At 64.1% G+C, this 13,698-nt stretch carries 13 protein-coding genes; 4 read left to right on the top strand and 9 right to left on the bottom strand.

The features are described 5' to 3' along the window. Nucleotides 1–486 precede the first annotated feature (486 nt). From msrQ to CXK94_RS18615, 6 genes are all read right to left on the bottom strand, one after another. Nucleotides 487–1,119, bottom strand: coding sequence for a protein-methionine-sulfoxide reductase heme-binding subunit MsrQ (msrQ, locus tag CXK94_RS18640; RefSeq protein ID WP_102895420.1), 633 nt, complete (start codon nucleotides 1,117–1,119; stop codon nucleotides 487–489). Continuing rightward, nucleotides 1,119–2,126: a protein-methionine-sulfoxide reductase catalytic subunit MsrP gene (msrP, locus tag CXK94_RS18635; RefSeq protein ID WP_102895419.1), complete on the bottom strand. Its 1,008-nt coding sequence runs from the start codon at nucleotides 2,124–2,126 to the stop codon at nucleotides 1,119–1,121. Before msrP ends, msrQ begins: the two co-directional genes overlap by 1 nt. A gap of 57 nt (nucleotides 2,127–2,183) precedes the next feature. Beyond that, the gene (gene pssA / locus CXK94_RS18630) at nucleotides 2,184–3,023 is read right to left on the bottom strand and encodes a CDP-diacylglycerol--serine O-phosphatidyltransferase (protein ID WP_102895418.1); all 840 of its coding nucleotides are present in this window, start codon (nucleotides 3,021–3,023) and stop codon (nucleotides 2,184–2,186) included. Between the two features lie 152 nt (nucleotides 3,024–3,175). After that, nucleotides 3,176–4,192, bottom strand: a complete 1,017-nt coding sequence (ilvC, locus tag CXK94_RS18625) for a ketol-acid reductoisomerase (protein ID WP_037043316.1) — start codon at nucleotides 4,190–4,192, stop codon at nucleotides 3,176–3,178. A gap of 77 nt (nucleotides 4,193–4,269) precedes the next feature. Then, on the bottom strand, nucleotides 4,270–4,761 hold the full coding sequence (gene ilvN, locus CXK94_RS18620; protein ID WP_013983830.1) for an acetolactate synthase small subunit: 492 nt from the start codon (nucleotides 4,759–4,761) through the stop codon (nucleotides 4,270–4,272). Between the two features lie 2 nt (nucleotides 4,762–4,763). After that, nucleotides 4,764–6,488, bottom strand: coding sequence for an acetolactate synthase 3 large subunit (locus CXK94_RS18615; RefSeq protein WP_037043341.1), 1,725 nt, complete (start codon nucleotides 6,486–6,488; stop codon nucleotides 4,764–4,766). A 403-nt stretch (nucleotides 6,489–6,891) separates the two neighbouring features. On the opposite strand from CXK94_RS18615, the gene CXK94_RS18610 reads away from it, so the two are divergent. After that, nucleotides 6,892–7,317, top strand: a complete 426-nt coding sequence (locus tag CXK94_RS18610; RefSeq protein ID WP_102895417.1) for a DUF4124 domain-containing protein — start codon at nucleotides 6,892–6,894, stop codon at nucleotides 7,315–7,317. A gap of 80 nt (nucleotides 7,318–7,397) precedes the next feature. On the opposite strand, the gene CXK94_RS18605 is transcribed toward CXK94_RS18610, so the two are convergent. The 3 genes from CXK94_RS18605 to mrcB all read right to left on the bottom strand — a co-directional run bounded on the left by CXK94_RS18605 (nucleotide 7,398) and on the right by mrcB (nucleotide 10,799). Next, entirely contained in the window at nucleotides 7,398–7,718 is a 321-nt protein-coding gene (locus CXK94_RS18605) for a YqcC family protein (protein ID WP_102895416.1), read from the bottom strand. Next, nucleotides 7,718–8,425: a tetratricopeptide repeat protein gene (locus CXK94_RS18600; RefSeq protein WP_102895423.1), complete on the bottom strand. Its 708-nt coding sequence runs from the start codon at nucleotides 8,423–8,425 to the stop codon at nucleotides 7,718–7,720. Before CXK94_RS18600 ends, CXK94_RS18605 begins: the two co-directional genes overlap by 1 nt. A 61-nt stretch (nucleotides 8,426–8,486) precedes the next feature. After that, on the bottom strand, nucleotides 8,487–10,799 hold the full coding sequence (gene mrcB, locus CXK94_RS18595; RefSeq protein ID WP_102895415.1) for a penicillin-binding protein 1B: 2,313 nt from the start codon (nucleotides 10,797–10,799) through the stop codon (nucleotides 8,487–8,489). Nucleotides 10,800–10,958: 159 nt separating this feature from the next. On the opposite strand from mrcB, the gene CXK94_RS18590 reads away from it, so the two are divergent. The 3 genes from CXK94_RS18590 to CXK94_RS18580 all read left to right on the top strand — a co-directional run bounded on the left by CXK94_RS18590 (nucleotide 10,959) and on the right by CXK94_RS18580 (nucleotide 13,687). Continuing rightward, entirely contained in the window at nucleotides 10,959–12,521 is a 1,563-nt protein-coding gene (locus tag CXK94_RS18590; protein WP_102895414.1) for an AAA family ATPase, read from the top strand. A gap of 72 nt (nucleotides 12,522–12,593) precedes the next feature. Further along, complete coding sequence (locus tag CXK94_RS18585) at nucleotides 12,594–13,379, top strand: class I SAM-dependent methyltransferase (RefSeq protein WP_102895413.1); 786 nt, start codon at nucleotides 12,594–12,596, stop codon at nucleotides 13,377–13,379. Nucleotides 13,380–13,417: 38 nt separating this feature from the next. Beyond that, nucleotides 13,418–13,687, top strand: a complete 270-nt coding sequence (locus CXK94_RS18580) for a TfoX/Sxy family protein (RefSeq protein WP_037043327.1) — start codon at nucleotides 13,418–13,420, stop codon at nucleotides 13,685–13,687. The last annotated feature ends 11 nt before the right edge of the window (nucleotides 13,688–13,698 follow it).

Genomic DNA, 13,698 nt, shown 5'->3' with positions numbered 1-13,698 from the left:
GAAAGAGTAACTCTCGAATTCACGAGTGTTGCTTTGTGATGCTGATAATCTTGCGACTACCAGTCTTACATTCACAAGCGCCCACACGAATTGCTTGATTCAGTTGTTAAAGAGCGTTTCGATCAAGTCTTTCGTCTCAACCGAGGCCGCGCATTCTACAGCAGCCTTTCTCGCTGTCAAGCTGTTTTTCGAAAATTTCTTTTCTACTCAACCGCTTGCCGCCTTCGATCAACCTGCATCTCTCGTCAGCGGGAGGCGAATCATACAGCGTTCAAAACCACTGTCAACCACCTCTTTCAACCGCTTTCGATCGAACCGACCGAAGCACCGACAGGACTCGACCACCGCCTCTGCCAGCCCGGCGCATTCTACTCGAATTCGCCGCCAGTGCAACCTCTTTATTTCGCTAACCTTTTGATTTACAAGAGGTTTTGCTTGAGGACTGCGCCGGAAGTGGTGCGCATTATAGGGACCTGATTTCCCCCGTCAACCGTTTATTTCGGGTTTATTACGGATTTTCTTTTTCCCACGCTGCAACTTACCCAGGGCGATAGCAACGATCGGAATCCGCAACGCGAGCAGCATCGTGGCGATACCGGCGTACAGGAACCAGCGCCCGACATCTGACCGAACGACCCAGAGCATGTGCAGCAGTGCGATGATGACGATCAGATAGATCAGTCGGTGCAGCGCCTTCCAGCGCTTACCGAGCCGACGCATGCTCCATCGATTGGAGGTGAGTGCCAATGCCGTCAACCCCAGGAACCCGAGCATGCCAACCAGAATGTATGGCCGCTCCTGTAGCTCCTCACCCAGGCGGGAGAACTCGCCGCCCAGCAGGAAATACAGATAGCTGGTCAGGTGCAGCAGGGCATAGCTGAACGTCCAAAGCCCGAGCTGGCGACGCACGGCCAGCCAGCCGCCCCAGCCCGTAACCCGTTGCAGAGGTGTCATCCCCAAGGTCAGAAGCAGCAACACCAGAGCACCCTGGCCCAGGTTGTCGACCAGCACCTTGCCGGGATCCGGCCCCAGCGCGAATTGCCAAGCCAGGGCCAGCCAGTAACAAGGCACGCTTGCCGCGCTGGTGAATATCGCGATCCGCCACCACGCGTAACGCATCAATAGTCCTTGCTGAGATCCATCGTGCTATACAGACCCGCCACCTGCTCGGCGTAACCGTTGAACAGCAGCGTGTCACGCAAATTAGGACTGAACAGGCTGCCGGGAAGGCGACGCTCGCGCGCCTGGGACCAGCGCGGATGCGAGACCTTGGGGTTCACGTTCGCGTAGAAGCCGTACTCCTGCGGAGCCATCGTCTGCCAGGTGGTCGCCGGCTGATCACGCACGAAACTGATCCGCACGATCGACTTGATACTCTTGAAGCCGTACTTCCAGGGTACGACCAAGCGCAGAGGCGCACCGTTCTGGTTGGGCAGGACCCGCCCGTACATGCCGACAGCCAGCAAGGTCAACGGGTGCATCGCCTCATCCATGCGTAGGCCCTCGACATAGGGCCAGTCGATCAAGGCGAAGCCCGAACGGGTACCGCGCATCTCCTCGGGCCTGTAGGCCGTTTCGAAGCGAATGAACCGGGCGGCAGAACGAGGTTGCAGCCGGCGAATCAGGTCGGCCAGGGGAAAGCCCAGCCAGGGAATCACCATCGACCACGCCTCGACACAGCGCAGCCGGTAGATGCGCTCCTCCAGACGGCCTTGCGGAAACAGATCCTCGAGAGAGTAGCGCCCGGGGTTATCGACCTCCCCGTCGACGACCACCGCCCAGGGTTCGACCTTCAACGCCGACGCATGGCGCGCCGGGTCGCCCTTGTTGGGACCGAATTCGTAGAAGTTGTTGTAATGCGTGGCGTCGGAAAAAGGCGTGATCGCCTCGCCCTGGGCCACGATCGCCTGCCAACGAGCCCCGGCCAGCTTTTCAGTGAACCAGGCCGAGGCTGGCGCCGGCTCCACGCCCTCGTAGCGCTCAGCAGCCTTGGCGAACGGCGATATGCCCGCTGCCGCAACGGACAGCAGTGTCCCCTGGAGCAGCCGGCGGCGATTCAGGTAAACCGCCTCCGGCGTCACCTCTGACTCATGGCATTCGCCGGAAATGGGAGTCTTGATAAGCATGCGGGCCTCCGCATATTGGCCGGAAGGAACCAATAAGGCGCGGCCCCGGACAGAAAATCAACCCTCGGCGCGCTTGCGGCGACGCAACTGCATCAGGTACTGCACCGGACCGGAAGCGGCATAGGCCAGGAAGATCAACAGCAGGATTCGTGGCGGGTCGCTGAAGACCACGGCGAACACCAGCACCACCACCAGGATGGCGACGAAAGGCACCCGCCCCTTGAGATCGAGATCCTTGAAGCTGTAGTACTTGATGTTGCTGACCATCAGCAGGCCCGCGGCAGCGACCATCAGTGCGAAGAGCATGACCAGCACCAGCGGCAGATCCACGCCGCGGATCCCCGACTCGTCGAGCGCCCAGACCGCCCAGACCCAACCGGCGACCACCCCGGCGGCGGCGGGGCTGGCCAGTCCGATGAACCAGCGCTTGTCGACCTTGCCGATCTGGGTATTGAAGCGCGCCAGGCGCAGAGCCGCGCAAGCTACATAGATGAAGGCCACGGTGAGTCCGACGTTGCCCAATTCGGACAGCGCCCACTCGTACGCGAGCACCGCAGGCGCCAGGCCGAAGGCGACCATGTCCGACAGCGAGTCGTATTCGGCGCCGAAGGCGCTCTGGGTATTGGTCAGGCGGGCGACCCGGCCATCCAGGCTGTCCAGCACCATGGCGACGAATACCGTCGCGGCAGCCACGTAGAAATTGCCGTTGATGGCGGTAATGATGGAAAAGAAGCCGGCAAAGAGGTTGGCGGTAGTGAACAGGTTGGGTAACAGGTAGATGCCCCGGTGACGCACCTTGCGGCCGTCGGGCTCCTGGGTCTCCTCGACATGCTCGTCGATCGGCAGGATGCTTTCCGGCTCGACTGGCTTGTTCGGCTCTTCAGCTTGTTCACTCATGCACAATCACCTTTACAACAGGTACGGATAATTTCGACCAGGCCAGGGGATACGCGGTTCAGCCCGGCCAAGCCCGTGATTTATACCAGATGCCTGGCGGGCAGAACGAAAAAACGCGGCCAAGGCCGCGTTTTTCTCCAGCGGAACGACGATCAGTTCTTGCTCTTGTCGACGATCTTGTTGGCCGCGATCCAGGGCATCATCGCACGCAGCTTCTCACCGACCACTTCGATGCCATGCGCCGCGTTGTTGCGACGATAGGCCGTCATGGACGGGTAGTTGGCGGCGCCTTCGGTGATGAACATCTTGGCGTACTCGCCGTCCTGGATGCGCTTGAGGGCATTGCGCATGGCAGCACGGGATTCGGCGTTGATGACTTCCGGACCGGTGACGTATTCACCGTACTCGGCGTTGTTGGAAATCGAGTAGTTCATGTTGGCGATGCCGCCTTCGAACATCAGGTCGACGATCAGCTTCAGCTCGTGCAGGCACTCGAAATAGGCCATTTCCGGGGCGTAGCCGGCTTCGACCAGGGTTTCGAAACCGGCCTTGACCAGCTCGACGCAACCACCGCAGAGCACGGCCTGCTCGCCGAACAGGTCGGTCTCGGTCTCGTCCTTGAAGGTGGTCTCGATGATGCCGGTACGACCACCGCCCACGCCGCAGGCGTAGGACAGCGCGACGTTGCGCGCATTGCCGGAAGCGTCCTGGTAGACCGCGATCAGGTCCGGAATGCCGCCACCCTTGACGAATTCGGAGCGTACGGTGTGGCCCGGGGCCTTAGGCGCGATCATGATCACGTCCAGATCGGCACGCGGCACGACCTGGTTGTAGTGGATCGAGAAGCCGTGGGCGAAGGCCAGGGTGGCGCCCTGCTTCAGGTTCGGCTCGATCTCGTCCTTGTACAGGCGGCCCTGGAACTCGTCGGGGGTGAGGATCATCACCAGATCGGCGGCGGCGACCGCGGCCGGCACGTCGCTGACCTTCAGGCCATGCGCTTCGGCCTTGGCGATGGAAGTGGAACCCGGACGCAGGCCGACGGTGACGTCGACACCGGAGTCCTTCAGGTTGCAGGCATGGGCATGGCCCTGGGAGCCGTAACCGATGATGGCGACCTTCTTGCCCTGGATGATGGAAAGATCGCAGTCTTTATCGTAAGAAACCTTCATGAACTACCCCTATTGCCGGCCTCGTGGGCCATTCGATAAAACGTTGCTGACTGTCGGACGGACACGCCCGCCAGCCGTTAGATACTCAGGACCTTGTCGCCCCGGGAAATCCCGGTGACGCCGCTGCGTACGACTTCCAGGATCGACGCGGTGCCGATGGCCTGGATGAAGCTGTCCAGCTTGTCGCTGGTTCCGGCCAGCTGGATGGTATAGACGCTGGTGGTCACATCGACGATCTGCCCGCGGAAAATATCCGTGGTGCGTTTGACCTCGGCGCGCTGGGCACCGGTGGCCTTGACCTTGATCAGCATCAGCTCGCGCTCGATATGCGCGCTCTCCGACAGATCCACCAGCTTGACGACTTCCACCAGCTTGTTGAGGTTCTTGGTGATCTGCTCGATCACCTCCTCGTGCCCGACGGTGGTCAACGTTAGACGCGACAGAGTCGGATCTTCGGTCGGCGCGACGGTCAGGCTCTCGATATTGTAGTTGCGCTGGGAAAACAGGCCGACCACACGGGACAGCGCACCCGGTTCGTTTTCCATCAACAGGGAAATGATGTGTCTCATGGTCAGGTCCGCTCCGTCTTGCTCAGCCACATGTCACGCATCGCACCATCCTTGATCTGCATCGGATAGACGTGCTCGGCGGTGTCGACGGCGATATCCAGGAAGACCAGGCGATTCTTCATGGCGAACGCCTCTTCCATCATCGGCTTGAGATCCTTGAGCTCGGTGATGCGCATGCCGACGTGGCCGTAGGCCTCGGCCAGCTTGACGAAGTCCGGCAGCGACTCCATGTACGAGTGCGAGTAGCGACTGTTGTACACCATGTCCTGCCACTGGCGGACCATGCCCAGCGCACCGTTGTTGAGGTTGATGATCTTCACCGGTAGGTCGTACTGCAAACAGGTGGACAGCTCCTGGATGTTCATCTGGATGCTGCCCTCGCCCGTCACCACCGCGACATCGGCTTCGGGGAAATTCAGCTTGACGCCCATGGCTGCCGGCAGACCGAAGCCCATGGTGCCGAGGCCGCCCGAGTTGAGCCAGCGGTTGGGCTTGTCGAACTTGTAGTACTGGCAGGCGAACATCTGATGCTGACCAACGTCCGAGGCTACATAGGCCTCGCCCCTGGTCACTTCGCAGAGCGCCTCGATGGCGGCCTGCGGCTTGATGATCGAACCATCGCCCTCGTTGTAGGGGAACAGCCGGCCGTTGCCGCGCCACTCGTCGATCTGCTTCCACCAGCTGGCCACGGTCTCGGCATTCGGCGCCTGACCGATTTCCTTGACGATGGCGACCATCTCGGTGAGCACGCTGTCCACCGGGCCGACGATCGGGATGTCCGCCTTGATGGTCTTGGAGATCGACGCCGGATCGATGTCGATATGGATGATCTTGGCGTTCGGGCAGAACTTGGTCGCACCGTTGATCACGCGATCGTCGAAACGCGCACCGACGGCCAGGATCACGTCGGAGTGATGCATCGCCAGGTTGGCGGTGTAGCTACCGTGCATGCCGAGCATGCCGACGAACTGGCGGTCGCTGCCCGGATAGCACCCCAGGCCCATCAGGGTGTTGGTCACCGGCAGGTTGAGCATCTTCGCCAGCTCGGTCAGTTGCGCCGAGGCCTTGCCCAGGACCACGCCGCCACCGGCGTAGATGATCGGCCGCTTGGCGCCCAGCAGCAATTCCGCCGCCTTGCGAATCTGGCCCGAATGCCCGCGCACGGCCGGGCTGTACGAACGCAGCTTGGCCTTCTTCGGGTAGACGTATTCGAATTTTTCGGCCGGGTTGGTCATGTCTTTCGGAATGTCGATGACAACCGGCCCTGGGCGACCGGACTCAGCGAGGTAGAACGCCTTCTTCATCACTTCGGGGATTTCCGAAGGATGCTTGATCATGAAGCTGTGCTTCACGATGGGCCGGGAGATGCCGATCATGTCGGTTTCCTGGAAGGCGTCGGTGCCCACCATGGTGCTGGGCACCTGACCGGAGATGACCACCATCGGGATCGAGTCCATGAAGGCGGTGGCGATACCGGTGATGGCATTGGTCGCCCCAGGACCGGAGGTCACCAGCACCACGCCAGCCTTGCCGGTCGCGCGCGCGTAGCCATCGGCCATGTGGGTGGCGGCCTGCTCGTGACGAACCAGGATGTGCTCGATGGACTTCTCTTTGAAAAGCGCATCGTAGATATGCAGAACGGCACCGCCCGGGTACCCGTAGATGTACTTAACGCCTTCGTCACGCAGGAAGCGGACGACCATTTCAGCGCCGGATAAGAGTTCCACGTTGTTCACCTCTGAACGCCAGATAGCGGTCCAAGCCGGAGCCGCCAGAAAAGGTTTACTGCCAGCAGGGCATGAGCGACGGTGGTCGCCGACTACGTCAGCCACTGACTGAGCCAGTATTGGAAGAGTCCCTGGTGTCGCGGGCTCTCCACCCAGCGCGAGGTAACGCGTTGCGGGTGATGCAGGTCGGCGCGGGTAGCACCTCATGTCTGTCTAGACTGAGCCGGTATCGCTTGCGGCGAGGCGACTCAGGACAGCAAGCCTCGGATTGTTCGGATTCGGCAGCGGCAAGTCAAGCCCGCCGTTGCGCTCGAGCGCTTTCGGCTGTGACGCGGTGCAGAAGCAGCGCCGGGGGTTTTGGGTATAGTGGCAGCCGGTTTCCGATCCAGACGAAGGTAACAGCATGCGATTCATGTTTCTTGCCGGCGGCCTGCTGCTGGCGCTGAGCAGTACGGCCATGGCCGCCCAGGTATACAAATGGGTGGATGCCCAGGGGGTCACGCATTTCGGTGCACAGCCGCCCCAGGGCCAGCAAGCGGAAACCGTCAACACGGTGACCGCCCCGGCAAGGCCGGCAGCGGCGCCGCAGGGCGAGCCCGCCGCTGAGCCGGATCAGCGCAGCATCGACCGCCAGGTCAAGCAGCAGGTGGCCGAGCAGGAGGCCGAGCGCAAGCGCTACTGCGAGACGCTGCGCACCAACCTGGCGCAACTGCAGAACAACCCGCGCGTGCGAGTCGAGGAAAACGGCGAAGTCCGACGCATCACCGAGGAGGAGCGCCAGGCCCGCATCACGGAAACCCAAGAGAAAATCGCAGAAAACTGCAATTGATGCGGCCGCGCCCGCGGTACCGCGGCCACTCCTCCATCGGGGGCGCAACAAGCGAGGCGCCCCAGTCCGTTCGAGCGGCGTCAGGCGTTCACGATCAGCTCATCGAACCGCAGCAACGCCTCCAGCAGCCCCGCCACCTGCCGCTCGCGATAGACCATTTCCGCCATCGCATGGATACCGGAAGCCGCCGGCAGCGGTAGCCCCGCCTCGACGATCGTCTTCATCCGCGGCAGGAAGATCCATTGCAGCCACTGCTCGAATGGCAGCGTATCGACGCAGAAGGGCTCGCTGCTGGCGAGCGCCTCCGGCGACGGCGGCGCCGCCGCCCATAGCCCGAGCACGCGCAGTTCGCGCTCGATCAGCAACAGCTGCTGCGCCACCGCCGGCAAACGCGCATCCATCACAGGTTGACCTTGGCCCGCTCACGGGCCTGCGCGGCGCCCGCCGTATCGCCCTGGCGCTCACGCGACTGCGCGATCAGCTCCCAGAGACTCGCCTGCAGCGCAGGACGCCCGCTGGAATAACTCAGCGCACGGCGGGAGAGCTGCTCGGCCTGCACCGCATCGCCCTGCGCCAATCGCACCTGTGCCAGCCGATAGAGCACCTGCGGCTCGCGCGGGGCAATGCGCTGGGCGCGTTCCAGGCTGGAAGCGGCACCATTCAGGTCACCGCCGCCCTGCTGTTGCTGGGCGGTGGTCAGCAGCGCCAGCACCGGTCCGTCGAGCTGCTCGTCGGCCGCCAGGCCACTGCCGGAGGAGGGAATCCCGCTGGGCATGCTCGGCGCAGGCGCGCTGGCCGGCGCGGAGATCGACGGCGCAGGCTGCCAGGCCGGCTGCGCCGCGCTGCCCGAATCGATCGTCCCGGAAAATGCGCTGTCCGGTGCGGCGAAGGTTTGCAGGGGGGCCGAGCCGCCCTGGGGCACCATCACCACGACGCCCGAGTCCTCCTCCCGCTGTTGCGGTGCCGCCACGGGAGCAGCCGGGGCACGATAGCCCTGGCGCGCCGCCAGCTCTTCGGAGACCGGCGCCCCGGCGTCGACGACCGGGATCGCCCGGCGATCGACGGTGGCACAGCCTTGCATCAGGGCGACGGCCGCCAGAACAGTCATCCATTGCTTGTTCACTATTCAGACCTCTTCACTAAACAGCCGGGGCGCAACGCAGGCCGGCCTATTGCAGCCAACCGCGCACCCAGTCCATGACCGACTCCACCGGAGCCTGGATACCGCAGCCCGGGCCGGGAGCCGGTTCGCTGCCACGGATGTAGGGCATCTGCACCGCGCCCGGGCAACGCTCGTCGGTGCCCAGGCCACTGCGCGCATCCACCCAAGCGTACGCCACATTATCCGGCACCGGGGTCTGCAAGGGCAGCGGGTCGGCACGCCGCATGAAATCCGTCCAGACCTGCAGCGCCCCGGTGGCGCCGGTCAGCGAGGTCTTGCCATTGTCATCGCGGCCGAGCCAGACCACCGCCAGCAGATCCTGGCTGAAGCCGGCGAACCAGCTGTCGCGCGAATCGTTGGTGGTCCCGGTCTTGCCGGCCAGGTTCAACGACTGCGGCAGGCGGTTATAGGCCGAACGGCCGGTGCCTTCGCGCATGACGCGCTGCATCGCGTACTGGGTCAGGTAGATCGCACCGGGATCGAAGCGCTGCTGGATCTGGAATGGATAGCGCTTGAGCGGCTCGCCATCGGCGGTCAGCACGCTGCGAATGCCACGCAACGGGGTATTGAAGCCGCCGCTGGCCAGCGTCTGGTACATGCCGGCCACCTCGATCGGGCGCAGCCCGCCGGCGCCGAGCAGCATCGACGGGTAGGCCGGCCACTTCGGTGAAGCGCCCAGCCGCTCGAGCGTCCTGAGCACGTTCGGCACGCCCAGGTCGAGCCCGAGACGGGCGGTGGACAGGTTGTAGGAGTTGGCCAGCGCCTGGTACAGGTACACCGTGCCATGGGCCTGGCGGCCATAGTTCTGCGGCTTCCAAATCTGCCCGTCGGCGCCCTTGACCGAGAAGGGCTCGTCTTCCAGCAGGCTGGTCAGCGTGTACTGGCTGGGTTTTTCCAGCGCAGCCAGATAGATGGCCGGCTTGATCAGCGAGCCGATCGGCCGCACCGCATCCAGCGCGCGGTTGAAGCCGGCGTAGCCGGGCTGGCGACTGCCGAGCATGGCCTGGATCTCGCCGGTCTCCGGATTGGTCACCATCATCGCGCCCTCGATCCCTTCGGTATTCTTGCCAAGGCGCTTGAGAGTCTCGCTCATGGCCTGCTCTGCTTTCAGCTGGAGGATCGGGTCGAAGCTGGTGAATACACGCAGGCCTTCCTCGGTCAGGTCCTCGTCGCGATAGTCCTGGCGCAGCTGGCGCTTGACCAGGTCGAGGAACGCCGGATACGAGCTGTCGGCCAGGCTGCCGCGCTGGGTCACACCCAGCGGCGCCTGCTTGGCCTTCGCCGCCTCCTCGACGCTGACCACCTGCTGTTCGGCCAGCAGATCGAGCACCAGGTTGCGCCGCTCCAGCGCCCGCTCCGGGTTGCGCCGCGGGTTGTAGTAGGTCGGCCCCTTGACCATGCCGACCAGCAGCGCCACCTGCGGCAGCTTCAGCTCGGCCAGCGGCTGGCCGAAGAAGTACTGGCTGGCCAGGCCGAAGCCGTGGATCGCCCGGCGGCCATCCTGGCCGAGGAACACCTCGTTGAGGTAGGCCTCGAGGATTTCCTGCTTGTCGTAATGCAGTTCCAGCAGCACGGCCATCATCGCCTCGGTGGCCTTGCGGCTGAGGCTGCGCTCGTTGGTCAGGTAGAAGTTCTTCACCAGCTGCTGGGTCAGGGTGCTGCCACCCTGGCGCACCTGGCCGGCGGTCAGGTTGACCCAGACCGCGCGCGCGATCGACTTGGGCGAGACGCCGAAGTGATGGAAGAACTCCCGGTCCTCGACAGCCACCAGCGTTTCCACCAGGTACGGCGGCACCTGGTCGAGCTTGATCAGGATGCGGTCTTCGTTGTGCGCCGGATACAGGCCGCCGATCAGCACCGGCTCCAGCCGCGCGACCGGCAGCTCGCCGCCGTTGGCGCGATTCAGCCCGGCGACGAAGTCACCGGAGAAGCGCACCCGCAGCCGCTGCGATTCTTCGTTGCCTTCATAGAACTGGAAGCCCCGGGTGTGCAGTTCCACATTGTTGCCGGCCACCGAGGCACCGCCCGGGCCGCTCACCGCCTTTTCGCGGCGATAACCCAAGGCATCGAGTTCGGCGAGGAAATCGTTCTTGTCCAGCTTCTGCCCGACGAACAACTCCAGCGGCCGCGCATAGACCTTGGCGGGGATCGTCCAGCGTTTGCCGGAGAATTTCTCCTGCACCACGGCATCCAGATAGATTGCGAAGCCGGCGAGGATCACCAGGCCGACGATGGAAAGCTTGATCGCCCAGCCCAGCCAGGGGCGGGCCCCGCCGGAGCGGCGTTTCGAGCGGGTACGAGGGGAGCGGGATTTAGTCATGGCGGCGCATTATACGCACTTTGCCGCAGCGGACAGACGGCCTCTCGGCGGTTTGCAGCGCAACGCCCAACGGCCATAATGCCAGCGACTTTTCGACTGTGTGGACTGCTTCGCAGAGGACTCGCACGCCCCGTCCAAGAAATTCAACAAGGAAAGACCGTGAGCCAGACACTGATCGCTGCCCTGCAGAACCCTGCCCTGTACCCGCATCCCGTCGAGGGCTTCCGGGTCATCGAGACGCACATCTCCTGGGTGATCCTGACCGGCGCCTATGCCTACAAGATCAAGAAGCCGGTCGACTTCGGCTTTCTCGACTTCACCACCCTCGCGGCGCGCAAGCGTTTCTGCGAGGAGGAGCTGCGGCTGAACCAGCGCATGGCGCCCGAGCTCTACCTGCAGGTGCTGCCGATCAGCGGCTCTGCGGAAGCGCCAGTGATCGACGGCGCGGGCGAGCCCTTCGAATACGTCTTGAAGATGCGCGAATTCCCGCAAACCCAGCTGCTGGCCGAGGTGCAGGCGCGCGGCGAACTGACCGACGCGCACATCGACGCGCTGGCCGAACAGATCGCCCGCTTCCACCTGAACACGCCCCACGTCCCGGCCGACCACGCCTTGAACAGCGCCGAGGCGATCGTCGCGCCGATGCGGCAGAACTTCGAGCAGATCCGCCCGCTGCTCAGCGAAGCGGCCGACCTGCAGCAGCTCGACGCGCTGGAGGACTGGACCGAAACCAGCATCCTGCGCCTGGGTCCGCTGCTCGATCAGCGTTGCCAGCAGGGCTTCATCCGCGAGTGCCACGGCGACCTGCACCTCGGCAACGCGACCCTGATCGACGACAAGGTGGTGCTGTTCGACTGCATCGAGTTCAACGAGCCATTCCGCCTGATCGACATCGCCTCGGATGCCGCGTTCCTCGCCATGGACCTCGAGGACCGCGGCCTCAAGTGCCAGGCCCGGCGCTTCATCAACGGCTGGCTCGAACGCACCGGCGACTACGCCGCACTGGAGCTGCTCAACCTGTACAAGGCCTACCGTGCCCTGGTGCGCGCCAAGGTCAGCCTGTTCCGCCTGTACCAGGAGCAGGACGCGGTGCAGCGCAAGGTGGTCCTGCGCCAGTACCGCAGCTATGCCAACCTGGCGGAAAGCTACAGCGCCATTCCCTCGCGCTTCCTGGCGATCACCCATGGCGTGTCCGCCGTCGGCAAGAGCCACGTCGCCCTGCGCCTGGTCGAGGCATTGGGCGCAGTGCGCCTGCGCTCGGATGTCGAACGCAAGCGCCTGCATGGCGAACAACCGCAGGCCCAGCAAGGCCAGCTCGACACCGGCATCTATAGCCAGCAGGCCAGCGAGGCGACCTACCAGCGCCTGCACCAGCTCGCCAAGGCCGCCCTGCAGGCCGGCTTCTCCGTGGTGATCGATGCGGCCTACCTCAAGCAACCGCAGCGCCAGGCGGCGTGGCAGATCGCCGAATCCACCGGCGTGCCCTTCCTGATCCTCGACTGCGAGGCGCCCGATGCGGTGATCGCGCAATGGCTGGCGCAACGCCAGGCCGAAGGCGGCGATCCTTCGGATGCCACTCTGGAAGTCGTCCAGGCCCAGCGCGCCAGCCGTGAGGCCCTGAGCGAAAGCGAGCTGACGCACAGCCGCCGGGTCGATACACAGAACGCCGGCAGCCTCGACGACCTGGTCGCCAGCATCCGCCAGCACCTGCCCGGGCTCTGAGCGGAAGGCACCGCCGCACGCAGAGCGCGGCGGTGCTTCTATACTGCCGATAATCAACCGCGGGAAGCCAATATGTCTGCCAGCGAACCCCGGGCACCCCGCCCGGCCAGCGACAGCGTCCAGCTGTTCTCGGCGCACTCCGACGACTACGCCCGATTCCGTCCCACCTACCCCGAACCGCTGTTCGCCTGGCTGGCGCATCAGTGCACGAGCACCGACCTGGCGCTGGACCTGGCCGCCGGCAACGGCCAGGCCAGCCTGCCGCTGACCCGGCATTTCCGGCAGGTGCTCGCCTGCGATGCGAGCCCGCAGCAGCTGTCTGCCGAACGCTGCTGGCCAGGCGTGCAACGCTTCGTTGCCGAAGCCGAGCAACTGCCCCTGAAACCTGCGCAACTGGATCTGCTGGTGGTCGCCCAGGCGCTGCACTGGTTCGCCACCCCCGAGTTCTTCGCCCAGGCGCGCCTGGCGCTGAAGCCGGACGGCCTGTTCTGCGCCTGGTGCTACAGCCTGCTGCAGATCACGCCGGCATTGGACGACATCATCCAGCAGCTGTACGCCACGACCCTCGCCGGCTACTGGCCGGACGGGCGCGCCAGCGTGGACGCCGGCTACCGCGACATCCAGCTGCCCTTCGCAGGCATCGAAACGCCCGCCTTCGCCCTCGAGGCGCAATGGAATCTCCATCAGCTCACCGGCTATCTGCGCACCTGGTCCGCCGTGAAGAAATGGCAACGGGTCAACGGCGAGGACCCCGTGGCGCGGCTGGAGCCACAACTGGCAGCCGCCTGGGGCCAGCCGGACCGCCAGCGGCGGATTCGCTGGCCGCTACACTTCCTGACAGGCTACCCAAACCGCTAGGGCTCGCCGACAGCCCTTAACACCGTAAGGATGCCGCCATGCACGATGAACTGCTCACTCTGCGAAATCTCGGCAAAACCTCGGTGCAATGGCTGCACGCATCGGGCATCCACACGGCGGAAGACCTCAGGCGACTGGGCTCGGTCAGCTCCTATAGGGCCGTCAAGGCACGCGGTTTCGGCGCCTCCCGGGTTTTGCTGTACGCAATCGAGGGCGCCTTGCGCGACCTGCCCTGGCAGGAACTGCCCACGCCCCTCAAGGAAGAGCTGAACCGTCATCTGAACGGCGGGCACGACAACAAGAGCTAGCTCACAACCTC

This window comes from Stutzerimonas stutzeri, from assembly GCF_002890915.1.
Classification (GTDB): domain Bacteria; phylum Pseudomonadota; class Gammaproteobacteria; order Pseudomonadales; family Pseudomonadaceae; genus Stutzerimonas; species Stutzerimonas stutzeri_AF.
Note: the sequence above shows the minus strand (reverse complement) of the source record. Positions and strands in the feature narration are given on the sequence as shown.

Bases quoted from the DNA above. Each gene is read 5' to 3' on its own strand.
- msrQ (WP_102895420.1), bottom strand. From the start codon at position 1,119: ATGCGTTACGCGTGGTGGCGGATCGCGATATTCACCAGCGCGGCAAGC.
- CXK94_RS18605 (WP_102895416.1), bottom strand. From the start codon at position 7,718: ATGGATGCGCGTTTGCCGGCGGTGGCGCAGCAGCTGTTGCTGATCGAG.
- ilvN (WP_013983830.1), bottom strand. From the start codon at position 4,761: ATGAGACACATCATTTCCCTGTTGATGGAAAACGAACCGGGTGCGCTG.
- mrcB (WP_102895415.1), bottom strand. From the start codon at position 10,799: ATGACTAAATCCCGCTCCCCTCGTACCCGCTCGAAACGCCGCTCCGGC.
- msrP (WP_102895419.1), bottom strand. From the start codon at position 2,126: ATGCTTATCAAGACTCCCATTTCCGGCGAATGCCATGAGTCAGAGGTG.
- CXK94_RS18585 (WP_102895413.1), top strand. From the start codon at position 12,594: ATGTCTGCCAGCGAACCCCGGGCACCCCGCCCGGCCAGCGACAGCGTC.
- CXK94_RS18580 (WP_037043327.1), top strand. From the start codon at position 13,418: ATGCACGATGAACTGCTCACTCTGCGAAATCTCGGCAAAACCTCGGTG.
- CXK94_RS18610 (WP_102895417.1), top strand. From the start codon at position 6,892: ATGCGATTCATGTTTCTTGCCGGCGGCCTGCTGCTGGCGCTGAGCAGT.
- ilvC (WP_037043316.1), bottom strand. From the start codon at position 4,192: ATGAAGGTTTCTTACGATAAAGACTGCGATCTTTCCATCATCCAGGGC.
- CXK94_RS18600 (WP_102895423.1), bottom strand. From the start codon at position 8,425: ATGACTGTTCTGGCGGCCGTCGCCCTGATGCAAGGCTGTGCCACCGTC.
- pssA (WP_102895418.1), bottom strand. From the start codon at position 3,023: ATGAGTGAACAAGCTGAAGAGCCGAACAAGCCAGTCGAGCCGGAAAGC.